Source organism: Hymenobacter fodinae (assembly GCF_004745825.1).
GTDB classification, from domain to species: Bacteria; Bacteroidota; Bacteroidia; order Cytophagales; family Hymenobacteraceae; genus Hymenobacter; species Hymenobacter fodinae.
Genome location: NZ_SRLA01000003.1, coordinates 478,332 through 503,342, shown reverse-complemented (window position 1 = coordinate 503,342; position 25,011 = coordinate 478,332). Strand labels below are relative to the sequence as shown.

Here is a 25,011-nt window from a genome sequence, read left to right as displayed (position 1 = left end):
GCAGGTTTGCACGTCAGTAGCTCATTCCATCTTTCAGTATCTCCCTAAATGAACTCTCTCTTCCGCTCGGCTGCGCTGGCAGCCCTGCTGACCACCGCCGCCCCCGTGTTAGGCAAGGCTCCTCGCGAGCTTACCTATACGGTAACCATGGACCCTGCCGCCAACAGCAATGCCTTCCAAGTGAAGCTAGAGCTGCCCAAGCTGAAAAAAGACCAGGCCGTGTACCAGTTTGCGGCTACTGCTCCTGGTACATATCAGGTAATGGATATGGGGCGCTACGTAAGCAACTTCCAAGCGTTTGACAGCAAGGGCAAAGCACTGGAAGTAAAGCAGCTCTCCACCAACCAGTGGCAGTTGTCGCAGCCCGATAAAACCCGGGAGATTCGCTATACAATTGCGGAAACCTGGGATACGCCTGTGAAAGAGCACAATATTTACCGGATGTGTGGCTCCTCCCTGGAAACAGATCATGCCCTGCTAAACGGACAAACGTTGTTTGGCTATCCGCAGGGAATGCAGGACAAGCCCTTGCGAATCAAGCTGCAATATCCCACCAATTGGAAGGCTGGCTCAGTGTTGGTGCCCGATGCGCAAGGATACTACCACCTCCAGGACTACGACCATGCCGTTGATTCACCGATCCTGCTAGGTCGCCTCACCGAAGCGCACACCAAACTAGGCAACGCCGATGTGGCTTTGTATTGCTACTCTGCCACGGATAAGGTGCAGGCCGAGCCACTGCTGGGCTACATGCAGAAGATGCTAAACGCTGCGCAGTCGTTTTTTGGTGGCCAACTACCCGTGAAGCGCTATGCTTTCCTGTATCACTTCGCTGACAAATCGGCGGGGGCGTGGGAGCATTCCTATAGCTCGGAATATGTATTGCCCGAGACGCCGCTGACTCCCGAAACAGCGCAGGGAGTAGTGGACATTGCGGCGCACGAATTTTTTCACGTGATGACTCCGCTCAATATCCATTCTGAAATTATTGAGCACTTCAACTTCGTGCAGCCCACGGGCTCAGAACATTTATGGCTGTATGAAGGCACCACCGAATGGGCCTCGCACATGATGCAGCTCCGCGGTGGCCTAGTGCCGCTGGATGACTACCTGAGCATGCTGCACGATAAGGTTACCTACGACCGCACCCGGGCTGATACCACCTATAGCCTCAGCCGCCTGGGGCTCAACTCCTTCAGCGACGAGGGGCAGCGCCAGTACGGCAATATCTACCAGCGCGGAGCCCTTACGGCGGGCCTGCTAGATTTGCGTTTGTTGGAGCTGAGCGGCGGTAAGCGCGGCCTGCGTGATGTACTACTGGAGCTAGCGAAGAAATACGGCCCCAACAAGCCCATCAGTGAGAAGAACTTCTTCGAGGACTTCACCAAGATGACTTACCCCGAAATAGGAGACTTTTTCCAACGCTACATCAAGAATGCGGAGCCCTTGCCCTTGCAGGAGTACTACTCCAAAATTGGGGTTCGGTATCAGAAGGCAGTGCCCACGGGCAAACAAGTCACCACACTGGGGCCGATGAGCCTAGAAGCGCGCGAAACCAATATTTACTTCACCAAAACAGGTGGCCCATTGCAAGCCGCTGGCATTCAGGCCGGCGACCAGTTGGTGGCCATTGATGAGGCCCGCACGAATATGGGTGCCGCGCTACGACAAATCATGAGCCAAGCGCCCGGCACGGTAGTGCCCTTTACCATCAGCCGTAATGGGAAAGAGCAGACCCTGCCCGTAAAGCTGGGTAGCATGGAGGAAATCAAACGCTACGTGTTTACGCAGGACCCCGCCGCTACGCCGGCCCAACTGGCCTTGCGCGAGGTGTGGCTGAAAAACCTGTAAGTGCATTTGAGCGTGTCTTAATTAAACTGCCCCACTGGCCTAGCGCTGGTGGGGCAGTTTAGTGAAGAGAGGTAGCCTAGGCCTTGTATAGGATGTGGGCTAAACCCGCAGAGCTATTCACAACTGCGGACGAAGCTGCGTAGCACCCGGTGCTTACCATGCTGCACTTCCAGCCGGTACAGGCCAGGGCGGAGGCTGGCTACATCAATAGTGAGAGTAGTGGTTGAGAGCAGGCCCGTAACAAGCAAAGTGCCTTGCTCATTGAAGATGCGGTACCGCCCGTCATTCCCTAGGCCTGTCAGATGTAACTGGCTTGTGGTTGGGTTTGGGTAGAGAGTAAGTTGTAGTGTCTGCTCCGGCACTACCACCGCCACTACAGCAGAATACGTGCTGGTGCCATCCATATCTACTTGGCGGAGGCGGTAGTACAGGGTACCTGCCACGGGCGAAGCATCTAGGTGCGAATACGTGGTAAGCGTAGAACTTGTGCCGTTGCCAGCTATTCGGACCAGGGTTTGGAAAGGCTTATCGGCTACTTTGCGCTCTACCTCAAAATAGGCATTGTGCTTTTCGCTGGCCGTTGCCCAGCGCAGGGTTACTCCTGTAGGCTGATAGCTGCCGGTGAAGCGGATAAGTGAAACCGGCAATGGGTTCTGGTTCTGCTCGGTGCTGGCCAGTGCAAAATCGCCAAAGCTGGTGAATGAGTTGGAGGTGAGCGTAGAGGAAGAATTGGTTGAGTGGCCTAGATTGCTCCAGCCTGCTCCGCTGCTTTGCGCCACCACAAAAGTGGGTAGGCTGGGGTCACCTACCTTGTCATCGGCCCCGAAGCTGAGCGCAATATTTCCGGCGAAGGTTCCGGCAGCTGGCGCCGGGCTGGCTAGGAGGGAGTAAGAACGAATGGAGGAAACGCGGCGCAGATCATCCAGCATGTTCTGGTCGGTGGGGCGGCCTTCTCGCTGCTCAGCCGTGTAGGAAGTAGTAACTCCGGGCGCCGTAGTTACGGTAAGCGTTATAGGCCGGTAGTTACTGCCTTTGCCAATTGGGAAAACCAATGTGCCGGCCGCTGCCGACTGGCGGACCAACGGGCCCTGCACAAACCCAGTGGCCGAGCCACTGATCGTAGCCGTTGAGCCGAGCGTTAGGCGGTTGGTGCTGGTAGTTGTAATGTTGCCTTGCGTCAACGTAACGGGGCCATGAGCTGTAATTGGCCGCTCTAGCGTAACACCTGCCGTATTGTCAATGGCTAGTGTGGTGTTAGAAGGGAAGGTAAGGGAACTGCTGGCCGTGCCACCAATTCGTTGGGGCGTTGAACCAGTAAGCTTCAGGGAGAGTGGGTAGTTGTTCGCGTCCTGATTGAACGCTAGGCCACCACCATTAATCAATAAGTTGCCCCGAAGCTCAACGCTGCTGGTATTCACCGTAACCTGACCGGCTGTAATTACCAAGTCCGATTGGATGAGGCAAGGGTTCGTGGCATATGTGCTGAGCGTGAGGGTACGGTTGGTGTTAATTTCTAATTTGCCATACGTGCGTCCCGACAGGCCAATGGTATTGCCGGTAGCCGTGTACAGAAATAGACTGTTGGGTTCGAAGTTGGCTATTTGAAAGGTGGTATTAGAACCGAACGGTGTAGAGCCAGTAGCCTGCTCATAGGTTGCGCCATTGCGAAAAATCACGCTGTTTTTGTTAGCCGTACCAGAGTTGAATAGAAAGCCTGTGAATTTGCTTCCCGGCTGCACGTAGCTGCCACTTAAAAACTCAATGGCGCCTACAGTTGTAGAGATGATTTGATGTGCGCTGCTGGCTGTTGCTGAGCCACGCAGCTCTAGCCGACCAGCAAACCGCGCCAGAACATTGGTTGCCAAACGGATAATCAAATCGCCGCTCCCACTGGCTTGAGTACCTACTATTGCCAGCGTAGTACCCGATTCTGTGATAACGCCCACTGCATTTGGGCTGTTGTTGACGAGTAGCTCCCGGTCGCTGTTGGTGCCCAGTGTTGCCCTGATGCCATTGCTAAACCGCAATTGCCCTACTGTCTGCGTGGTGGTATAGTCAAGCTCTATGGTGGCGGTGGGCGTTACCGTGCCATCAAATACAAGAATGTCTGTGGCGGCTGGAATAGTACGGTTCGGCTCCCAGTTCGCAGCCGCCGACCAGCTAGTAGATGTGCTGCCACGCCACAGATAAGTGACCTGAGAGAAACCTATTACCGGCAGCAAAAGGAGTAATAGGAGTAATGCAGCACTACGACGAATGAGGGACGAGGCAGGTATATAAGCCCCAGTAGTATGGGCACAATGAGCTAACATAGAACGTGATTCTATAAATTAATGCCGGTGGATATTAGTGGTATAGTGCAAAATAAGTAATCACAGAGTATACGCTGCAATAGCGTCTGTGAGTATTCATTAAAATAAATTTATGTTGCGTAAAATGCTGTAATGCAATTAGTATAATTGCTTGGTGTAAGTACTTATTCACCGGCTTAAAATCATTGTTAGTCTAAATTGTGCCGTTTATATAAAATTAGTTATAAATGAGATAGACCTGCATCTGTCACTAGATGCAGGTCTATCGTTATCTAATTCTTGTATGGAGCAAGCTACTCGCCACCGTATTTGCTCTTGCCGCCACCACCGGCATCCATGCGCACAATACGCGGCATAAAGGAGCCAAGCACATCCACCAGGTCGCGCTGGTGGGCCATCACTTGGTGGATGTCTTTGTAAGCCATGGGGGCTTCATCTAGGCCACCGCCAATCAACTCAATACCATGGTCGCGGAGGTGACGGCGTACGTCGCCCTCAGAGAGATTTTGCTTGGCCTGCGTGCGCGACATTTTCCGGCCCGCTCCGTGTGAAGCCGATTGAATGGAATCTTGCTCGCCGCGGCCCCGCACAATGAAACCGGGGGCCGTCATAGAGCCCGGAATGACGCCCAGCACTCCCTTGCCAGCGGGTGTGGCTCCCTTACGGTGCACAATTGCCTCCCGTCCGTCTGGCAGGGTTTCCTTCCAGGCAAAGTTGTGGTGGTTTTCTACTTTGGCGGCGGGCTTGGCCCCCAGGGCTAGGCTTAGGCGCCGATGAATATCGCGATGGCAAGCTGAGGCGTAGTCGCCGGCCAGATTCATAGCCCGCCAGTACTCCTGGCCTTCCTGCGAGTCAAGATCAAGCCAAGCCAGGTAGCGGGCCTCGGGTGGCAGGGGGCACTTGCTCATGGCAATTTTGGTGTAGTGCTGAGCAATGGCAGCACCCAGTCCGCGTGAGCCGGAATGTGAAAGCAGGCCTAGGTACTGGCCTAGCGGCAGGTCTAAATCATTGTCCTCAGCCGTAATATCCACGATGCCCCATTCCACAAAGTGGTTGCCGGAGCCAGAGGAGCCTAATTGGTTGATGGCCGCCTCGAGCTTGCCTTTTACCACCGGTATTTCCCGAAATTCGGGCCGGTCTAGCACCGGGTCGTCGGCTGGATTTCTAAAGACTTCTTTGTTGCCAAAGCGCGTGTGGTTGTGTAGCAGTTTTTTTAGCTCCTGGGTGCGCTGCTCCAGGTAATGAGGCGGCAAGTCAAACACCGATAGCGCCATGCGGCACCCTATGTCCATGCCCACCCCGTACGGAATTACGGCGTTATCAACTGCTAGCACCCCGCCAATGGGCAGCCCGTAGCCCTGGTGCGCATCGGGCATAAGGGCGCCGTCAAGCGTTACGGGCAGCTTCATGGCGGTGTCCATCTGTTTACGGGCTCCGTCTTCAATAAATGCCTCCCCATAGCGGCGGTAGTCTTTAACCTCGGGGCTGAGACTGACATCGCGCTTGGGGTCGGGCACAAACTCTTTGGCCAGTTCACGCCACAGCGAGTCGCGCAGATACGCGTAGGGGTCTTCCTTGATTTTTTGCAGGGTAGCCAGGGCGCTGCCCTTGTCGAGTTTCTTGAGTTGGCGGTCCTCCAGAATATCCAGCGCCAGCGTTATTGCCCGGCCTTCGGGGTAGCCAATTTTGCGCAGATCGTTGCCGCGCAGCTTCTGAGTTGCCATAGGAGAGAGCATGGGTGGAGCTATGTGTAGCGCTGATTTCCAGACCGGGGTTATGGTTGAGCTAAACAGGCAGCGGCAGGTGTTAAGCTGAGTAAGCCAGGCAAAACCTACCGGATGGAGGTGCTAGGCCAGGGAGGTATAGGCCTAGCTCATGCACCAATTCTGGGGCGAAACGCTGCGGGTTCTGTAGCTTGGTGACCCATTGCTTACGTAGCCCTCTAGATTCATTATTCTAACTCAACCAGCATGAACGCTCTTCGTAGCCGAACTATCGTGGCCGTACTGTTCCTTCTGCTCGGCACCGTTACGGGTGGGCAGGCGCAGCAAAAGCCGGCCTTCCGGGTCATTGCCTTCTACACGGCCAAGCACGACCAAGCGCACATCAGCTACGTGCACGAGGCTAATGCCTGGTTTCCGCAGATTGCCAAGCAGCATCACTTCGCCTACGACACCACTTCCAACTGGAATAACCTGAACACAGCGTTTCTAGGCCAGTATCAGGTAGTGCTTTTCTTGGATACGCGGCCCGAGGAGCCAGCACAGCGTGCGGCTTTTCAGCAGTATATGGAGCACGGCGGCGCCTGGATGGGTTTTCACTTCGCTGGGTTCGCCCTCACTCCGTCAAGCTATCCGCAAAACTGGGACTGGTATCATAACACCTTCCTGGGGGCGGGCACCTACGTGGGCAACACCTGGCGACCCACAGCGGCCGTGCTGCGGGTGCAGGAGCGCCACCACCCGGCTACTCGGCATCTGCCCGCCACGTTCACGTCGGCTCCTAATGAGTGGTACAAGTGGAGCAATGATTTACGGACAAACCCGGCCATTACGGTTCTGCTGGCCATCGATCCGCAGAGCTTTCCGTTAGGTACCGGCCCCAAGCCCCACGAAATCTGGCACAGCGGCTATTATCCCGTGGCCTGGACCAACCACAACTTCCGAATGGTGTATGTGAACATGGGCCACAACGACATCGACTACGAGCACGGTACCAACAAAGAGCTGTCCTTCACTTTCCAGAACAAACTTCAGAACCAGTTCATCCTGGATGCCTTGTTGTGGCTAGGTAGTAGTAAGAAAACGCGCGCTAACCGGCGCTGAGCCCCCCTAAATCAGTACATCCCGCAGGGTCTTGCGCCGTACAAAACCAAAAGTGCTACCGGCAGCTTAAACTGAAACTGCCGGCGCAACTGTTGTACAAGTAGTGGCCTAGCCGAGCTGAAAACGCTACCACGGCCCAGATGGTCACTCTCCTGATCCTACATTTTTCTTATGTCGATACAAACTGAAACACAGGCACAACCCCTGGAGCAAGTTACTTTCCAGAACTCTTTTGTGGAGGAGCTGCGGGGTGAGGCTTCCATGAATAAAAACCCACGCCAGGTGCCCGGCTACCACTACTCGCGGGTAGAGCCTACTGCCGTGCAAGCCCCGCACTTGCTAGCTTGGTCAGAAGAGCTAGGCCAGTACCTAGGCTTGGTGCGACCCCCAGAGCGCGGACCCGCCGTAGAAATGCTGGCCGGCAACCGATTGGTGCCCTCCATGAAACCCTTCGCGGCCCGTTACGGGGGCCACCAGTTTGGCAATTGGGCCGGGCAGCTAGGCGATGGGCGAGCCATGTCGTTGGGGGAGCTGACGGCCGTTGATGGTACCACCTGGGAGGTGCAGCTTAAGGGAGCTGGCCCTACCCCGTACTCACGCCGCGCCGATGGGCGGGCGGTACTGCGCTCCTCACTGCGGGAATTTCTGTGTAGTGAGGCCATGTACCACTTGGGCGTACCCACCACCCGCGCCCTGAGCCTAGTGGCCACCGGCGACCAGGTAGTGCGCGACATGTTTTACAACGGCAATGCTCGGCCTGAGCCCGGGGCCATTGTGGCGCGGGTAGCACCCACGTTTGTGCGGTTTGGCAACTTCCAGATTCTACTCGCCACCGGCGAAATGGATAACCTGCGCCAACTGGCCGACTACGTTATCCGGCACCAATACCCCGAGCTGGGCGAGCCCTCCCCGGAGGTATATGTGCGCTGGTTTGAGGAAATTTGCCGCCGCACGGCCGTAATGATTGCGCACTGGCAGTCGGTGGGCTTTGTGCACGGCGTGATGAACACGGATAATATGTCGATTCTGGGGCTAACCATCGACTATGGCCCCTATGGCTGGCTGGAGCCCTACGACCTCGACTGGACGCCCAACACTACTGACTTTGGTGGGCGGCGCTACGCCTTTGGGCAGCAGCCGCGGGTGGCTATGTGGAACTTGATGCAGCTAGGCCAGGCAATTTCACCTTTGGTAGAAGACGTGAAGCTGCTCAACCCCGCGCTTGATGTGTACATCAACACCCTGGAAGGCACGCGCCACCAGATGATGCTGGCAAAACTAGGCCTGACATCGCAGAATCAGGAAGAGGACAAGGCCCTGATTGAGGCACTGGAGCCGGCGCTGGCGGAGTCGGAAATTGATATGACCATTTTCTTCCGGCGCCTCTCGCACACCGCCCCCGAGCTGCTGGCCAACCCCGAAAACGAAGAAGCCAAGTTGCGAGAGTTTCTGCAGCTGGCTGCTTACTCTATGGCCCCCGCAGAGGAAGCCGAGCTATTGCAATGGTTGAAACGCTACCTGCAGCGCCTGCGCCAGGAAAGCGCCAGCCCGGAAGCTATTCGGGAGGGAATGCTGCGCGCCAACCCTAAGTATGTATTGCGCAACTACCTCGCTCAGCAAGCGATTGAAGCCGCCGAAACCGGCGACCTGTCGCAACTGAACCGATTGATGCAGGTACTCAAAACCCCCTTCGATGAGCAGCCCGAACACGATGAGCTAGCCGCCAAGCGCCCCGAGTGGGCCCGCGAAAAACCCGGCAGCGCTACCTTATCGTGCAGCTCGTAATGCTCTTCAATAAGGGAGTTTACCCCTGTAACTAATACGTCATCCTGACGCAGAAATGCTTTTCTCACATCAGCACGGGGCGCTAGGCCACTCGGGCACACGTGAAAAAGCTTCCTGCGTCAGGATGATGTGTTTTTAAACAAGTAGTATCAATCGGGCAACTCTAGTACCAGCACCAGAGCATTGTTGCTTAGCGCTTCGAACTCCACTTCCTCCGCGTCCCAGAGAGCTAAGCCATCTTTTTCGTGTAGCAACCGACCCTCCACTTCAAAGGCGCCGGCCAAGACGAAAGCAAACAGTTGGTGGTGGGGCCTGAGCTGATACACGGCTTCCTGCCGACCCGCAAACTGGCCTAGATGCACGGCAAACGGATACGCTGGAGTCCTAGCAGAAACAGGCATAAGGCAGTGCAACCGGTTCTCAATAGCCGAAGTATCAAAGCTGATTAGCTGCGGTGCGTCTGCTATAATGGGCTCATCTGTCCGAATCCAGATGTGCAGGAAGCTGATCAGCTCGGAGTCGTAGGGGTTGCTGACGCGCAGGCTGGTATGGGCTGGTAGGGCCAGCAGCTGTACCTCTTCAACGCCTATCACACTGGAGGGTAGAGGGGTAGCCTTGTAGGCCACCTCCCCAGTAATGGGGATAAGCAGGACGTGGGCATCTGTGGGCGCTACTAACTCCAGACTATGCCCGCCCGCTAGGGTTTCCTCATTGAACCCAATCAGGGAACCCACTGGTACTTTGTGCTCAGCCTGATACGTGCCAAAGTTTAGCGTACTGTAGCGCCGGAACTGACTGGTTTCGAGCAAGCCGCGCTGATCAGCCAGAAATATTTTGCCGGGAGTTTGCCTGATCATGTTACGCCGCCGGTTGCAAAGAGTAAATAGTGAGAAAGGGCTGGAGCTGAAACATAGAGGTCAGCACCTCGGTAGTGGTTTGTTGCTGCTCCGAAACCAACAGATACAGCCCCACAGTGTCGTGCCACACGAGCGGCTCGGAGTAGAAATTAACCGCCACCTGATGCCGCCTCTTGTCGGTCAGGTCGGAGTTGATGAGCTCGAACTGAAACTTGGTAAACCGCAGAAAGTGACGACCCAGGTTATCGAGGATGTCTGGCACCACACCGTTCAGCTGCTGCAGATAGCCGCGCACCGCCGCACTCACCAGAAAGTGTAGTTGCTCAGCCCCCGGCGCAAACTGCAGCAACTGCCCAAACGTGTGGTATTGCTGGTGAGGGTTGAAAAGCTGGCCCTGCAGTCGAAACTCCGAATACGTATCCTCGAACACCAACTGGTCCCAGGGCTTGGTGGAGCTGGCATCAATAATCTTCCGATAGCACAGCGTGATAATTCTGTCGGGCACGTGTAAGCTTACTGAAATAGGATAGGCCTAGGCGCCGGCGTTTAAGCGGGCACGGCCAGCGTAATGCTAAGGTCGAAGCCCGCGCTGGTGCTGCCCGTTACCGTGGCCAACTCCTGCGTAACTCCGTCGCTGAACACGTTGTCTTTGCTGTTAGACGTGTACCCGCTCAGGCCTTTGTTGTAGCCATTTACGGCGGCTACGGCGGTGCCCGTGCCCTCGGGGAAAGCAATCTGCGTCACCTTGAGAGAAGTGCCGTTGGTGTTGTACACATGCACGTGAATGTGGGTAGCCCGGCCCGAGTACCACCCAGGAAAAATGCTCGTGAAGGTCACTAGCCCATTGCTGTCGGTGGTTTGGCGGCCGCGCAGAAAGTGCACTGCTTGGTAATTGGTAGACTGCATACCCGTGCCACCGTACTCAGAGTAATTGCCTTCCGCGTCGCAGTGCCAGATATCAACCAGCGCCCCGGCTAGCGCCGCGCAGTTGTTGTTGCTGTCGGTGATGGTAATCTTGACCGTCATTTTATAGCCAGCTTTACCATCGGTGATGTCGCTGCGCACATACGAAGCCGGCACTTTGGTGGGGAAGGGGCCTTCGGTTTCGGTGGGGGCTACGGCGCAGGTGCTGGAGCCCGTGCCGGTAGTGCCAGTGGTAGAACCGGTTGTGGTGGGCGCAACCTCGTCGGTTTTGCTGCACGCGGAAAGCAGGGCCGGGGTGGAGAAGGCGCCCACTAAGAGGCTTTTGAGGAAGTGCTTTCTTTCCATGAGACGTGGGAAGTAGGAGGTGAGACGGCAGAAATAGTGCTGAGCTACTCAGTCCTCAAAAGTGCAGGCATTCCCCTGAGCCTCAGGCGCACAATCGACAGATCGCCCCTCTCCACCGATGAATTCCGCCCCCACCGCCGCACGCGCGCTGCCTGCCACCCGCGCGACTTCGGCGTAATGAGCACGTACAGCCTACTAGGCCACCTCCACCAGTTACCGGCACTTGATCAGCTAAACAAGTCCAGCAACTCTTGCTGCGAGAGGGCTTTGAGCAGCGCAGCATCGGTCTTGATCAGCTCGTAGGCCAGTTCCCGCTTGGTTTCCTGCAGCTTCATAATCTTCTCCTCAATGGTGTCGGGGCACACGAGGCGCACGGCCACCACTTTCTTGTCCTGGCCTAGGCGGTGGCTGCGGTCGATGGCCTGGTTTTCCACGGCGGGGTTCCACCACGGGTCCACCAGATACACGTAGTCGGCGGCGGTGAGGTTGAGGCCTACGCCGCCAGCCTTCAGTGAAATCAGAAACACCCGCACTGAGTCGTCTTGCTGGAACCGGGCCACGGCCGTGGCGCGGTCCTTAGTTTGGCCGGTGAGGTAAGCGAAGGGCATTTCCTCGGCCTGCAGCTCTCGCCGAATCAGGTTCAGCATGGATACAAACTGCGAGAAGATGAGGATTTTATGCTGGGGCGCCTTACTGCGGATTTCGTCCATGAGTACGTCTAGCTTAGCGGAGGCGTGTCCGTAGTCTTCCGTGTTGCGAAGCAGGGCGGGCGAGTCGCAGATTTGGCGCAGCTTGGTGAGGCCCTGCAGCACGTGCAGGCTATGTACGCGGGGCGTGTCGGGGTGCTGGCCTAGCAGCAGGGCGCGGTAGTCGTCTTTACAGGCTTCGTACACGCGGCGCTGCTCGGGCCCCATCTCGCAGTACAGTACCATCTCGGTTTTGTCGGGCAGCTCGGCGGCTACCTGGGCCTTGGTGCGACGCAGCACAAACGGGTTGATTTTGCGCTGGAGCTCACGCGCCCGCTTGCTTTCCTTGAACTTATCGATGGGCGTGGCGAAGTGACCCGTAAACTGCCGCTTGCTGCCCAGCAGGCCAGGGCAGGCAAACGACAGCAGCCCGTACAGATCAAAGGTGTTGTTCTCCACGGGCGTACCCGTAAGCACTACCCGGTTGCGGGCCTGCAGCAAGCAAGCCGCCTTGTAGCGCTGCGACTCGGGGTTCTTGATGGCCTGGGCCTCGTCCAAAAAGGCATAGTTGAACCGGTACCCCTTCAGCGCCTTGATGTCCGATACTAGCGTGTTGTAGGTGGTCAGGACGATATCGAAACCGTCAAAATTCAGCGGCTCGCGCGGGCGGCCCGTGCCGTAGAAGGTGTGCACGCGCAAGCTGGGGGCAAACCGGGCGGCCTCGGCCTGCCAGTTGAATACCAACGATGTTGGCACTACTACCAAGCTGGCACCGGGGTGGCCTAAGGCCTGCTGATGTAGTAAGAAAGCCAGTACTTGAATGGTTTTGCCCAGGCCCATGTCGTCGGCTAGGCAGCCCCCGAAGTTGAAGGTGTCGAGGAAGTTCAGCCAGTTCAGGCCCTGCCGCTGGTACTCGCGCAGTGTAGCCTGCAACCCCGCGGGCACTGGCACGGGCGCAATACCCGTAAAGTTGGCCGCCGCCACCTGAAAGGCCGCTAGTTGGGACTGGGCCTCGGCCGAAAGCATTTCGGGGTCGTATAGCTCCTCCAGGGCCGAGAAGTTGGTGTGCGAGGTCCGGATTCGATCCTCGACGACCTCGCCGGCCGCGAAATAGCGCGCGAACTTCTCTACCCATTCCAGGGGCAAAATGCCGCGGGTGCCGTCGTCGAGGCGCACGTAGTGGCTGCGGTTGCGCACGGCCTGGTAGATGTGACGCAACGTGGCATGCTGCTGGCCGAACTTCACCTTTAGCTCGGTATCGAACCAATTGGTTTCGGCCGTCACTTGCACTGTAATCTTGGCCCGGTGCGGGTTGAGTGTGTTGCCCTTGAGCTGGTTGAAGCCCAGAATGGTAATCTGCTGGCTCTGCCATTCTTCGAAAGCCATCGGGAACCACTCTTCCCGCAGAAACAACGCCTTTGACACGTAAAAGGAATCTTGCTGCAGTTGCTCTTCAAAGGGCGGGTGCTGCCGCACCAGAGCCGCAATAAAGCGAGTCTCGGCCGTCACGTCCCGCTCCACTACAAAAGGTTGGCCGGCTTCATCCAGCGCGTAAAGCTGCCGCCTTGAGAGCACCGATATTTCTTTGGTGCCGTAGCGCATTACGGGCAGCACCTCTACGTGCGGGCCGGCATCGGAGAGGTAGAGCAGCTTTTGGGGTTCCTCATCAAAGCCGCTGGCGGCGCGCTGGCGCTGGGTGGCGGGGCGCACGTACGTATAGGCAATGTGTAGCTTGTCTTCGAGGTTGGCCAATACATCTTGCTGGAACTCCGCAAACTTGGAGCTGTGAATGAGCAGGGTGTTGTTGCGCTTCTTGAAGAACTCAATTACCCGCCACACCTCCAGGTCTTCCACCAGGTACAGCGTCTTATCAACCGCAATAAAGTACTCGAAGGCCACGGTCACTGTCCGCAGCTCCACCGGCTGGTCATGCAGCAACAGGCGCCCCGATACCTCGAAAAACTCGCCCTTCTCGTGTACCGTCAGGCGCAGGTCGGTGCGGGCCGTGCGCAGCAGCAGGGGTACCAGAGAGGGACCAGTGAGCTTATCAGAAATGGTGGAGTTGTGAGCGAAGAAGGGCAGGCCGGCCGGGTTGTGCAGAATGGCTCGCAACGCCGCAATAGCCGCCGCCGAGCGGGTGTCGTCGTAGTTGTTCTGGAAGCGGCCTAGGCCAGTGTAGAACTTCAATTCCTGCGCATCTTCCGTCTGCCAGATGCCATCCAGTGGGTTAAGCACCGTCACGGGGTTCTTGACCTTGCCGGCGGCCGTCAGGGGTGCCTCCGCCAGCTGAATGGTCAGGTGGCCGTAATACTTGTGCCGGCTGAATACCACCAACCGATGAACGCTATCGGGGGCCGAGGTGGGCATACGCTTGGGCGGCAGTAGCTGGCGTACCAGCTCTTGCTTGGTGGTAGCGGTAACGGGGTACAGCGCCGGCTGCCGGGGCTCAACGGTTACACCCTGCGGGGTGTATACTAGCTGAAAATAGGTGTCGAGGTCCGGCGTCTGCTCCAGGCCATAATCTCGGGCAGCGGCGCGCAGCAGCTCGTGGCGCGGTTTGGGGTCGAAGAACAGGCGCAACTCCTTGCGCTGCAGCAAACTCAGCAGCACCACTCCTTGGTGCTCACACAGCGCGGCTTTGGGAGTAGGGCACATACACGACACCGCTAGGCCACTTGGAAGCTGCTCTACCGTGACGGTGGGTGCCGGATTGGTGCCTGCGGCGGCTCCTAGGCCAGTAAACGTGCCGTGGTTCACGGCCAGCGTAGCAGGCTGCACTGCCGCCAGCAGCCGCGTATCGGTTAGCGGCAGGGTGGGGCACAGGTTCTCAATCTCAAACCGGGTTAACTCGGCCAGAGTGCTTCCCTGAAAGAGGTGCTGGTGGGTGGAGGGGAAGTCCTCCGGGAGCGGTGGAAGTTCCGGGGTGTGGGGCATGGGGCAGTGCTGGGTGCGGCAAGTTAGGTGGAAGCCTGTTTGTTTCGCGACCTTTGCCGCATGCATACCCTTGAACAACTACGGGCCGGGGAGCTGGCCGGCATTCAGCGCCTGGATCTTGCCTGCGGACTAACGGAATTTCCAGCAGAGATTTTCAACCTCGCCGACTCCCTGGAAATCCTCAACCTCTCGGGCAATGCCTTGTCGGAGCTGCCCGCCGACTTCGGCCGGCTGCACAAGCTGCGCATCCTGTTCTGCTCCGACAACCACTTTACCGAGGTGCCCGCCGTGCTAGGCCAGTGCCCGCAGTTAAGCATGGTGGGTTTCAAGGCGAACCACCTTCATACCCTGCCTGCCGCGGCTCTAACGCCGGCCCTGCGCTGGCTTATCCTCACCGACAATGAGCTGCGCATTCTGCCTCCTGAGCTAGGCCAGTGCACCCACTTGCAGAAGCTCATGCTGGCCGGCAACTACCTCACGCACCTGCCCGACACCATGCAGGCCTGCACCCGCCTGGAGCTGCTGCGCATTGCCGACAATGAGTTTACTGAGCTACCCGCCTGGCTGCTCACGTTGCCTCGTCTCTCGTGGTTGGCCTACGCCGGTAACCCCTTCTGCGACACACTCGAAGCGACCCTCGTAGGCCAGTACCCCATCAGCCAGATTGATTGGCAGGAGCTAGAAATCCAGCAGCAACTAGGCGAAGGCGCCTCTGGAGTGATTTACAAAGCCCTCTGGCAGCGGGCCGAAGTGACGCAGGATGTGGCAGTGAAGCTGTTCAAAGGAGCCGTAACGAGTGACGGACTGCCGCATAGCGAAATGGCTGCCTGCATCAGCGCCGGAACCCACCCCAACCTAATTGCGGTAGAAGGGAAGCTTACCCAACACCCCACCCAGGCCGAAGGGCTGGTGCTGGAGCTAATCGACCCCGCCTTTCAAAACTTGGCGGGGCCACCCAGCCTAGCCTCTTGCACCCGCGACGTATACGCCCCCGGCACCGCCTTCAAGCCCGAAGCGGCCGTGCGCATTGCCACGGGCATTGCAGCCGCAGCCCGGCACCTACATGCCCGCGGCATCCTGCACGGCGACTTATACGCCCATAACATTCTGTACACCAGTGCCGGTGAGTGCCTGCTCGGTGATTTTGGGGCGGCCTGCTTTTTTGCTGCCCACGAAACGGAAGTGGCCCACGCCCTGCAGCGCCTGGAAGTACGGGCCTTTGGCTGCCTGTTGGAAGAGTTGCTAGCCTATTGTTCTGTTTCGCCGGAATATGCGCCGTTTCAGGCCTTGCGCAACCTGCAGCAGCGCTGCGTTCAACCCCAGGTCTCGGCCCGGCCGCTGTTCACTGAAATCCACCAAACCTTGCAGGAAGTGGCGCAGTACGCTTCCCCTTCGCTATAAAATGCCGGCCTCTGATTAGGCCTGGCGCAGCAACCAGGCGTAGGCTGAGGCCAAATCATCGAATAGGATGACGATGGGCTTCGTCACGAACTGCATGGCCGTTTCCATAGATCTGCGCGCCGACCAATGCGGCGGGCACACCCAGGCTACGTACCGGATGCCGCGTTCTGCCAGCATGGTGTAATAGTGGCCTCCTACCCAGCGGGCCCCCTCTTCCCAGTCACTGGTGACCTGGCTGTTATCATTGAGCATTTTGTGGCAGGGGCGCGCATCCAGGTACGATAGTATCCGTTCCCCACCCGTTTTGGCGGAATCAGCATTGTGCACGCCTTTCCATTCCACGTACAGCCAGTCGTGAGTTGGGTCGTAGGAAATGGTGAGAGGCGGGGTATCGAAGAGGTGCTCCATGCAAAACTGAAGGGTGAGCAGGAGTGTTACGTTTGCTCTAAAAGGTACTAGATTCCTACCAACCGTATGCTACGCTGGGCTGATATCCTCAAGTTTGCCAAATATAGTAACCCCGAGCCCCCGCGGCGGCTAGAGCAGTCGGAAGCCGAATGGGCTACCCAGCTCACGCCCGCTCAGTTTGCCATCATGCGCCAAAAGGGCACCGAGCCGCCTTACCGCAACGCCTACTGCCGCTCTTACGAGCCCGGTGTGTACGCCTGCGTAGGTTGCGGCAGCCTACTTTTCGATTCTACTACTAAGTACCACGCCATTTCGGGGTGGCCTAGCTTCACGCAGCCCCTCACTAAAAACGCCATTCGCTACGGCTTCGACGAGAGTCACCATATGCAGCGCATGGAAGCCCTGTGTAACGTGTGCGGCAGCCACCTAGGCCACGTCTTCCCCGACGGCCCCGAGCCGAGTGGCCTACGCTATTGCATCAACTCAGAGGCCCTCACGCGGCTTGATCAGGCCACAGATTAGCATTAGCCCTTGGCGCGGATGCACTTGTCCAGGGCCGCCATAAACTGGTCAATCTCCTGAGGGGTGTTGAAGAAGCCCAGCGAAATGCGCAGCACACCTTCTAGGCCTAGCGACTTCATGAGGGGCTGGGCGCTGAGCTCTCCGGCCCGGAGGGCAATACCGGTGTTTTCGTTAAACCAACTTTCGGCTTTCTTCGCCTCAATGCCATCAAGCGTAAACGAAACCAGCGGCTCCTTCTCCGGGGCACTCCCAATGATCTGCACTCGGTCGCGGGCCTCCATTTTGCCCAGCGCGTACTCCAGCAGGGCTTGCTCGTAGTCGGCGGATTCTTGCCGGCCGATTCCCCGCAAATAGTCTATTACAGTACCGAAGGCAATAATCTCTACGAAAGCCTGGGTGCCGCCTTCAAACCGCTGCGGTGCCGGTTTAAAAGACGATTCGCGGGTAGAGTGCAGGCGGGTAATGCTCACCTTGTCTACCATTTCTTCGCCCAACTGGTAGGGCGGGAGCTTGTCAAGCCACTGCTTGCGGCCATACAGCACGCCCACGCCGCTGGGGCCGCCCATTTTGTGCGCTGAAAAGGTGTAGAAGTCGCAGCCGAGTTTCTGCATATCTACGGGCATGTGCGGGGCCGCCTGGGCCCCATCTACTAGCACGGGAACATCGCGCTGATGGGCCATCTGTACGATTTGCTTGACGGGGTTTATAGTGCCCAGCACGTGCGAAGAATGCTCAATGGCTATCAGGCGGGTTTTATCGGTAATGGCGTCCTGCAATTGGTTGAGGTCTATCTCACCGCTAGGCGTAATGGGCAGCACCTTTAGGTTGGCCTTGGTTTGGTTACAGGCCATTTCCCAGGGCAGGTAGTTGGAGTGGTGCGCCATCATCGTGATAATCACCTCGTCGCCGGGCTGCAGGATGGCGCGCTCGAAGCACGTAGCAATCAGGTTGATGCCTTCGGTGCAGCCGCGCACAAATACTACTTCCTCCTTCGAGCAGTTAATTAAGTCGGCTACCTGCTGACGGGTGTTTTCCAGCTGCTCGGTAATGGCTACGCTCATGGGGTGGTTTTCCTGGGGCTTGGCGTATTGCTCCAGGTACAGTTGCTGCAGGCGCTCCACCAGCACGCGGGGCTTGTGGCAGGAGGCGGCGGTGTCTAGGTAAATGAGGGGCTGACCGTTTACCTGCTGATGAAGCGCCGGAAAATCTTCCCGAATACGAGCTACATCGAAAGAGGAAGGAAAGGCCTGGTGGGCGGAGGGCGAGGGACTGGAGAGGGTGGCGTCAGACATGGGAGGGGAGGGCACTTGGGTGGAAAGAAAGAGGCTCTAATTCAGTGTGGTTATACGTTTTTCCGTCCCTGATACTTCTGAATTAATACGCATTCTCCTCCGCACAACCACGTAAATGCTGGTAAGCTACAGCTGGCTAAAACGAGGCAAACTGGCCTTGTTGCAGCGGCATTGCGACGGGTTTTCCGGGGTGAGTTTCGGATATAGCCGCGCCGGATACGTATGGAAGTAGTACCTGCTTTGTTTCCTCCTTCCTTGCTCACTCTCCCTCCATGACAAACCCATCTGCCCCCACCTTCTCTACTGATTTTACCGGCTTCGTGCATGTGCGCGGGGCCCGTGAGCATAACCTCAAAAATGTGGAGGTAGATATTCCGCGCGATGCGCTGGTGGTATTTACTGGCGTGTCGGGCTCGGGCAAATCTTCGCTGGCCTTTGGCACCCTCTACGCCGAGGCCCAGCGTCGCTATCTGGAGTCGGTGTCGCCGTACGCGCGGCGGTTGTTTCACCAGATGGCCGTGCCCGAGGTAGATTCTATTGAGGGGCTGCCGCCCGCCGTGGCCCTGCAACAACAGCGCGGTACGCCCACCACGCGCTCCTCGGTGGGCTCGGTCACCACGCTTTCCAACTTGGTGCGCATGCTCTACTCCCGGGCCGGCGACTACCCCGTAGGCCAGTCCATTGTGTACGCCGAGGGGTTTTCGCCCAATACGCCCGAAGGAGCGTGCCCCACCTGCCACGGCTTGGGTCGCATCTACGAGGTAACCGAGCAAAGCATGGTGCCCGATCCTTCCCTGACCATCCGGGAGCGGGCCATTGCGGCCTGGCCCCAAGCCTGGGGCGGCCAAAATCAGCGCGACATCCTCGTGACCATGGGCTACAACGTGGACATTCCGTGGCGCGACCTGCCCCAGAAAGACCGCGACTGGATTCTGTTCACCGAAGACCAGCCCGTGGTGCCTGTGTACCCTGGCTACTCGCCCGAGGAAACTCAGCGCGCCCTCAAGCGCAAGGAGCCGCCGAATTACATGGGTACCTTCACCAGCGCCAAGCGCCACGTGCTGCACACCTTCGCTAATACCCAGAGCCCCCTCATGAAAAAGCGGGCCCTGCAGTACATGCTCAGCACCGAGTGCCCCACCTGCCACGGCAAGCGCCTCCGCCCCGAGTCGCTGGCCGTGAAGTTTGCCGGCCTCGACATTGCCGACCTGTCGGGCCTGCCGCTAAAACGGGTGGCTGCCCTGCTGAAACCCTATGCCGACAGCACTACCACGGGCCGCAAAAAGCATGACGCCGAGCGCCCCGAGCAGGCCATTGTAGCCCAGCGCATTGCCGCCGACTTGTGCGCCCGTCTGTCGGTGTTGCTCGATCTAGGATTAGGCTACTTATCGTTGGAGCGCAGCACGCCTACGTTGTCGCCGGGGGAGTTGCAGCGGCTGCGGCTGGCTACGCAGTTGTACTCCAATCTGTTCGGGGTGGTGTATGTGCTTGATGAGCCCTCCGCTGGCCTGCACCCTTCTGATACGGAAGCCTTGCTGTCGGCGCTGGCTAGCCTGAAGCAGGCCGGTAATTCCCTGTTCGTGGTAGAGCACAACCTCGACGTGATTCGGCAGGCCGATTGGCTGGTAGATGTGGGCCCGGCGGCCGGGGAACAAGGCGGTAAAATTCTGTACAGCGGGCCGCCGAGTGGCCTAGCCGAGGTGCCGGCCTCCCAAACGCGCCGCTTCCTGTTTGGGCAGGAGGGTGAGGAGCGAGATGCCCGCACTCCGCGCAAGCCCAGCGGCTGGCTGCGCCTGCAGGGCGTCACGCGCAACAACCTGCAGCAACTAGATGTAGAGTTTCCGCTGGGCGTGTTTACCACCGTAACGGGCGTATCGGGCTCGGGTAAGTCGAGCTTGGTGAGCCAGGTATTGGTGGAGCTGGTAGCGGAGCACCTAGGCCAGGAGGTAACCGCCGAGCAGGAGGAGGGCGACCCGCTGGAGCAGTCGGCGCCGCTGGAGTTGGGCGGGCAGATTGTGAGTGGCCTAGAGTACATCAAGCGGCTGGTACGCGTCGATCAGAAACCAATTGGCCGCACCCCGCGCTCCAACATGGCCACCTACACCGGCCTCTTCGACCACGTGCGCAAGTTGTTTGCGGCCACACCCGCCGCCCGCAAGCGCCGCTACGATGCCGGCCGATTCTCCTTCAACGTGGCCAAAGGGCGCTGCGAAAACTGCCAGGGCGAGGGCTTCGTGATGGTGGAGCTGCTATTTCTGCCCAGTGTATACGCGCCCTGCCCCGTATGCCACGGCGCCCGCTATAACGCCAAAACCCTGGAAATAACCTACCGCGACAAGAACATTGCGGAAGTACTCGGCTTGACCGTAGATGCCGCCTGGGAGTTCTTCGATGAAGAGCCCACCGTGCAGCGCGCCCTCACGGTGCTGCGCGAAGTCGGCCTCGGCTACCTGCGCCTTGGCCAGCCCGCCACCGAGCTTTCCGGCGGCGAAGCTCAGCGCATCAAGCTCGCCACCGAGCTCCAGCGGGCCCAGCGCGGCAACTCCCTCTACGTGCTCGATGAGCCCACCACTGGCCTACACCCCTCCGACGTAGAAAAGCTACTGGTGCAGCTCGATGGCCTGGTCGAAGCCGGCAACACCGTCATTGTAGTAGAGCACGATATGCGCGTAGTAGCCAATAGCGACTGGGTGATGGACATCGGCCCCGGAGCCGGCGACGAGGGCGGCCGGGTGGTGGCAGCTGGCACGCCCGCGCAAATCATTAAGGCTAAGGAAAGCCGCACTGCTCCCTACTTAGCCCGCTTCATGAAGTAGGGCAACGGCTGATGGATAAATGATCAGTGCCCATCTAGCTCCTCTTTTAAAGTGAGGGGAGTTTGATGGGCACTGTCAGAATAATCTTGAATAATCTGCTAAAGGATACGTATTGTGGGGCTTACTTCGCGGCGGGTTCTTGCTTGATGACTTGACCACCTTTCATCACGAAGCGGACCTTTTCCAGGGCGGTAATGTCGGTCAGTGGGTCGCCATCTACGGCAATGAGGTCAGCAGCTAGGCCAGGTTCCAGGGCGCCGATCTTGTCTTTCAGGCCCAGCAGCTCAGCCCCATTGAGGGTGGCCGCCCGAATAATATCTATCGGCTTCATTCCGGCGGCAGCATAGGCGCGAAACATCTGCAAGCTGGCTTGGCCACGAGTTTTGCCGGGCAGTTGGTAGTACTCGTCGGAGCCAGCCGCAATGCGCACGCCCGCTTTCACGGCCCGGGCTAAGCGCTGGTTATTGCTGGCGGCAAACGCCCGTGCGCCCCTCTCATAGCCCTGGCGTTGTTCGGGCGTGGCGCTGGCCGGGGCCTGGAATGCCGCGAGGTAGAATTCAGCCGGGTAATCGGTTGGGACCAGAAATATATTCTTAGCCTTCATCATCTTCAGCACATCATCGGGAATAGTGTAGGCGTGCTCAATGGAGTTGACTCCGGCCTGAGCGGCTATGCGAGTAGCTTCGTCGCCGATGGCGTGGGCCGCCACCGGTTTGCCCACGCGATGGGCTTCCTCCACGATAACCTTCAGCTCGTCGAGCGAGAGAACCCGCGGGTCAGTATTAACAATGACCTTGATGCAGTCGGCCCCGTCGTAGAGAGCCTGGCGCACGGCCCGGCGGGCTTCCTCCACGCCGCTCACAGTCACGTACTCTTGCGCCACCAGGGCTTGCGCTTCGGGTGTCAGCTGCCCAAACTGTCCGCCGGCCGCCGATAAGGCGCGGGTGGAAGCCACAATGCGCGGACCCACCACCTGGCCTTTATTGATAGCATCGCGCAGGGCCACGTCGCCATTATGGCCGCTGTTGCCCAGGTCGCGCACGGTAGTGATGCCCGCTTCCAGGTCCTCGCGTCCCATGGCTGCGCCGAGTAGGGCCCGGTGCGCGGTGCTCATCGTGGCCACAGTAACCAGCATATTGTTATCGTCGCCGCCAAGCTCGGGTTGGTAGTTCTGGAGCAGGTGGGTGTGGGCGTCAATCAGGCCCGGCAGCACAAGCGCATTGCCCAGATCGAGGACCTCGGCCCCGGCCGGAATCGTCACGTTGGCGCCAGACTGCAAAATCTTGGTCCCCTGCACCAGCACTACGCCGTTCGGAATGACACGGCCAGCGCGGACGTCCAGCAAGCGGCCACATTTCACGGCCCGAACTGGTGCTATTGATGTGGTCTGAGCATGTACGCCAAGGGCGCCGCTCAGCAGAAACAAGCTCGCGCAATAGGGCAGGATGGATTTCAGCAGCAGTAGAGGTTTTCGCATGCCTGAAAGTAGAGTAATGCTTGTTCAATTCTCAGGGAAACAAATCGAGTAGCTGACCGCCGAGTCAGACTTCACTTGGCGGAGTAGTAGCAGAACAGTAGCATCCGGGGCCGGAAACAGCCGTACAAGCGCTGGTAGACCTGTTTTTTGGTGGCCTACGTATTCTTACTGCGCTTTTTGTATGTCTTCCTTTGTTGAAGAATTCTTTCGCAACCCATCTATGGTGGGTTCTCTGGTACCAAGCTCCGCGGAGCTGACCGAGCAAATTATGGCGCCCATTGATTTCACGCAAGCCCGCTGCATTGTGGAGTATGGCCCCGGGACCGGTGTGTTTACCGATGTGCTACTGCAACGCCGCCACTCCGAAACGGTGCTGGTGCTCATTGAAACCAATGAAAGCTTCAGCCAGCTTCTGGAGGAGCGCTACCGCGGGCAGCCCAACGTGCACATCATCCACGGCTCGGCAGAAAACACGGAGCAATACCTCCAGCAGCTAGGCCTGTCGCGGGCCGATTATGTGGTGTGTGGCTTGCCGTTTTCGTCGTTGCCGCTGCGGTTGGGCTGGCGCATTCTGGAACACACGCGGCAGCTATTGGAGCCCGCTGGCCGGCTGATTCTGTTTCAGTACACGCTGCTCAATACCAAGCTGTTTGAACGGTTTTTCAGGCTGGTGCAGCAAGAGCACGTGCTTCTGAATCTGCCGCCTGCCTACGTGCTGGTCTATGCGCCGCTACCCGCTGAAAACCAGCCAGCATAAATCGCCCAGCCAAACAAAAAGCCCAGCCATTGGTCGGCCGGGCTTTATAGATCACTAGGCCTAGGCCAGTATTAATAGTAGGTGTTGGCGCCGGCCACCGTGTAAAGCGGATCCTCCTGAATATTCACGTCGATGATGGGTCCGGCGTTGCGCAGCAGCTGGCGGCAGTCGGGGCTGAGGTGACGCAGGTGCAGGGTTTTGCCGGCGCGGTGGTAGCGCTCCGTGAGCTTGCTTAGGGCCTCAATGGCCGACATATCAGCCACCCGGCTTTCCTTGAAATCAATAATCACATCGTTGGGGTCATTCTGCACATCGAACTTTTCCCCGAAGGCTTGCACCGAGCCGAAGAACAGCGGCCCGTAGATTTCATAGTGCTTCACGCCGGCCTCATCGAGGTACTTGCGGGCCCGGATGCGCTTGGCATTCTCCCAGGCAAATGCCAGCGCCGATACCACCACGCCCAGCAGCACGGCCAACGCCAGGTTTTGCGAAATAGCCGTTACGGCCGTGACCAGCACCATCACGAGCACATCGGTGAGGGGCATGCGGCGCAGAATGCGCAGGCTGGCCCACTCAAACGTGCCAATCACCACCATGAACATCACGCCCACCAGCGCGGCCAGCGGCAGCCGCTCAATGAGGGAAGAGCCGGCCACCACAAAGAGCGCCAACGCCAGGGCCGCCACCACGCCCGAAAGGCGTCCGCGCCCCCTGGACTCAAGATTGACCATGGTTTGCCCAATCATGGCGCAACCGCCCATGCCCCCGAAGAAGCCCGAGGTAATGTTGGCGAGGCCCTGCGCTACGCAGTCCTGGTTACCCCGGCCGCGGGTGTCAGTCATTTCATCCACCACGGTCAGGGTCAGCAGGCTCTCGGTGAGGCCCACCAGTGCCATGATAACCGCGTAAGGAAACACGATGACCAAGGTATTCCACTCCAGCGGCACCTGCGGCAGATGAAACGTGGGCAGACCACCGGCAATAGAAGCAATATCGCCCACCGACTTGGTTTCTAGGCCACCCAAGATAACCAGCGCCGACACCACGATGATGGCCGTGAGGGAAGCAGGCACGGCCTTGGTAAGCTTGGGCAGAAAGTACACGATGGCCATGGTCAGCGCCACCAGGCCTAGCATGAGTAGGAGGGGAGCTCCCGCCAGCCAATGCTCCTGGCCCGCTGCGTCGCGCACTTTGAACTGCTCTAGCTGGGCCATGAAAATGATGAGCGCCAGCCCATTTACGAAGCCGTACACCACCGGCTGCGGCACCAGCCGAATGAACTTGCCCAGTCGCAGCAGGCCAATGGCCACCTGAATCAAGCCCATGAGGGCTACGGCTGCAAATAGGTACTCTACGCCGTGTTGCACCACTAGGCTCACAATAACTACGGCCACCGAGCCCGCCGCCCCGGAAATCATGCCCGGTCGGCCGCCAAATATGCTCGTGACCAGGCAAATGATGAAGGCCGAGCCAATGCCCACCAACGGGCTAATGTGGGCTAGCAGCGCAAAGGCTACTACCTCGGGCACCAGGGCCAGGGCGGTAGTGAGGCCGGCTAGAATTTCGTTTTTAACGTTGTGTGTGTACTGAGAAAAATAGGACAGCGCCTGTGACATAAAAAGCTGAGGTAAAGGCAAAAGAAAAGCCGCACGCTTCGGGCACGAAGCGGCGGCATGGGGTACTCTAGGCCAGTCCTCAGGGTGGGGTGAGCTTGAAAATAGGAGAAGCAGAATGTTGCATAAGCAGCGGCAAAGGTACGCAAAGCCCGCCGCGAAACGGTCATACGACCGAGTGTTAAGCCTGGTACTGCCCCTTATGC

The 25,011-nt window shown here is 58.3% G+C and carries 17 protein-coding genes; 7 read left to right on the top strand and 10 right to left on the bottom strand.

Annotated features, from left to right (window positions below):
* Positions 1-48: 48 nt before the first annotated feature.
* Positions 49-1,851, top strand: a complete 1,803-nt coding sequence (locus tag EU556_RS15940) for a M61 family metallopeptidase (RefSeq protein ID WP_135435137.1) — start codon at positions 49-51, stop codon at positions 1,849-1,851.
* Positions 1,852-1,964: 113 nt separating this feature from the next.
* Here EU556_RS15940 and EU556_RS15935 read toward each other — a convergent pair whose 3' ends face one another.
* Together EU556_RS15935 and EU556_RS15930 are read right to left on the bottom strand one after the other, a co-directional pair.
* Positions 1,965-4,073, bottom strand: a complete 2,109-nt coding sequence (locus EU556_RS15935) for a T9SS type A sorting domain-containing protein (RefSeq protein WP_167855600.1) — start codon at positions 4,071-4,073, stop codon at positions 1,965-1,967.
* 383 nt (positions 4,074-4,456) lie between these two features.
* On the bottom strand, positions 4,457-5,887 hold the full coding sequence (locus EU556_RS15930; RefSeq protein WP_135435135.1) for an RtcB family protein: 1,431 nt from the start codon (positions 5,885-5,887) through the stop codon (positions 4,457-4,459).
* A gap of 246 nt (positions 5,888-6,133) precedes the next feature.
* Here EU556_RS15930 and EU556_RS15925 point away from each other — a divergent pair, with 246 nt between their 5' ends.
* Positions 6,134-6,988 (top strand): ThuA domain-containing protein, encoded by an 855-nt coding sequence (locus tag EU556_RS15925; protein WP_135435134.1) that lies wholly within the window; start codon positions 6,134-6,136, stop codon positions 6,986-6,988.
* 171 nt (positions 6,989-7,159) lie between these two features.
* Positions 7,160-8,773 (top strand): protein adenylyltransferase SelO, encoded by a 1,614-nt coding sequence (locus tag EU556_RS15920; RefSeq protein WP_210116308.1) that lies wholly within the window; start codon positions 7,160-7,162, stop codon positions 8,771-8,773.
* 149 nt (positions 8,774-8,922) lie between these two features.
* Here EU556_RS15920 and EU556_RS15915 read toward each other — a convergent pair whose 3' ends face one another.
* From EU556_RS15915 to EU556_RS15900, 4 genes are all read right to left on the bottom strand, one after another.
* Positions 8,923-9,630 (bottom strand): pirin family protein, encoded by a 708-nt coding sequence (locus tag EU556_RS15915; protein WP_135435133.1) that lies wholly within the window; start codon positions 9,628-9,630, stop codon positions 8,923-8,925.
* A gap of 1 nt (position 9,631) precedes the next feature.
* A complete protein-coding gene (locus EU556_RS15910) occupies positions 9,632-10,135 on the bottom strand; it encodes a hypothetical protein (protein WP_135435132.1) in 504 nt (167 codons plus the stop codon).
* A 41-nt stretch (positions 10,136-10,176) separates the two neighbouring features.
* Complete coding sequence (locus EU556_RS15905; protein ID WP_135435131.1) at positions 10,177-10,899, bottom strand: dioxygenase family protein; 723 nt, start codon at positions 10,897-10,899, stop codon at positions 10,177-10,179.
* Between the two features lie 227 nt (positions 10,900-11,126).
* Positions 11,127-14,519 (bottom strand): DEAD/DEAH box helicase, encoded by a 3,393-nt coding sequence (locus tag EU556_RS15900; protein WP_135435130.1) that lies wholly within the window; start codon positions 14,517-14,519, stop codon positions 11,127-11,129.
* 60 nt (positions 14,520-14,579) lie between these two features.
* Between EU556_RS15900 and EU556_RS15895 the strand changes: the two genes are divergently transcribed.
* Positions 14,580-15,920 (top strand): leucine-rich repeat-containing protein kinase family protein, encoded by a 1,341-nt coding sequence (locus EU556_RS15895; protein ID WP_135435129.1) that lies wholly within the window; start codon positions 14,580-14,582, stop codon positions 15,918-15,920.
* 15 nt (positions 15,921-15,935) lie between these two features.
* Here EU556_RS15895 and EU556_RS15890 read toward each other — a convergent pair whose 3' ends face one another.
* Complete coding sequence (locus EU556_RS15890; RefSeq protein WP_135435128.1) at positions 15,936-16,328, bottom strand: STAS/SEC14 domain-containing protein; 393 nt, start codon at positions 16,326-16,328, stop codon at positions 15,936-15,938.
* A gap of 66 nt (positions 16,329-16,394) precedes the next feature.
* On the opposite strand from EU556_RS15890, the gene msrB reads away from it, so the two are divergent.
* Positions 16,395-16,850, top strand: coding sequence for a peptide-methionine (R)-S-oxide reductase MsrB (msrB, locus tag EU556_RS15885; protein ID WP_135435127.1), 456 nt, complete (start codon positions 16,395-16,397; stop codon positions 16,848-16,850).
* A gap of 2 nt (positions 16,851-16,852) precedes the next feature.
* Here msrB and EU556_RS15880 read toward each other — a convergent pair whose 3' ends face one another.
* On the bottom strand, positions 16,853-18,142 hold the full coding sequence (locus tag EU556_RS15880; RefSeq protein ID WP_135435126.1) for an aminotransferase class V-fold PLP-dependent enzyme: 1,290 nt from the start codon (positions 18,140-18,142) through the stop codon (positions 16,853-16,855).
* A gap of 272 nt (positions 18,143-18,414) precedes the next feature.
* On the opposite strand from EU556_RS15880, the gene uvrA reads away from it, so the two are divergent.
* Positions 18,415-20,958, top strand: a complete 2,544-nt coding sequence (uvrA, locus tag EU556_RS15875; protein ID WP_135435125.1) for an excinuclease ABC subunit UvrA — start codon at positions 18,415-18,417, stop codon at positions 20,956-20,958.
* A 121-nt stretch (positions 20,959-21,079) separates the two neighbouring features.
* Here uvrA and EU556_RS15870 read toward each other — a convergent pair whose 3' ends face one another.
* Positions 21,080-22,435: an amidohydrolase family protein gene (locus EU556_RS15870; protein WP_135435124.1), complete on the bottom strand. Its 1,356-nt coding sequence runs from the start codon at positions 22,433-22,435 to the stop codon at positions 21,080-21,082.
* A 181-nt stretch (positions 22,436-22,616) separates the two neighbouring features.
* Here EU556_RS15870 and EU556_RS15865 point away from each other — a divergent pair, with 181 nt between their 5' ends.
* A complete protein-coding gene (locus tag EU556_RS15865) occupies positions 22,617-23,192 on the top strand; it encodes a class I SAM-dependent methyltransferase (protein WP_135435123.1) in 576 nt (191 codons plus the stop codon).
* 71 nt (positions 23,193-23,263) lie between these two features.
* Here EU556_RS15865 and EU556_RS15860 read toward each other — a convergent pair whose 3' ends face one another.
* Positions 23,264-24,808, bottom strand: a complete 1,545-nt coding sequence (locus EU556_RS15860; RefSeq protein ID WP_135435122.1) for a SulP family inorganic anion transporter — start codon at positions 24,806-24,808, stop codon at positions 23,264-23,266.
* Positions 24,809-25,011: the final 203 nt, after the last annotated feature.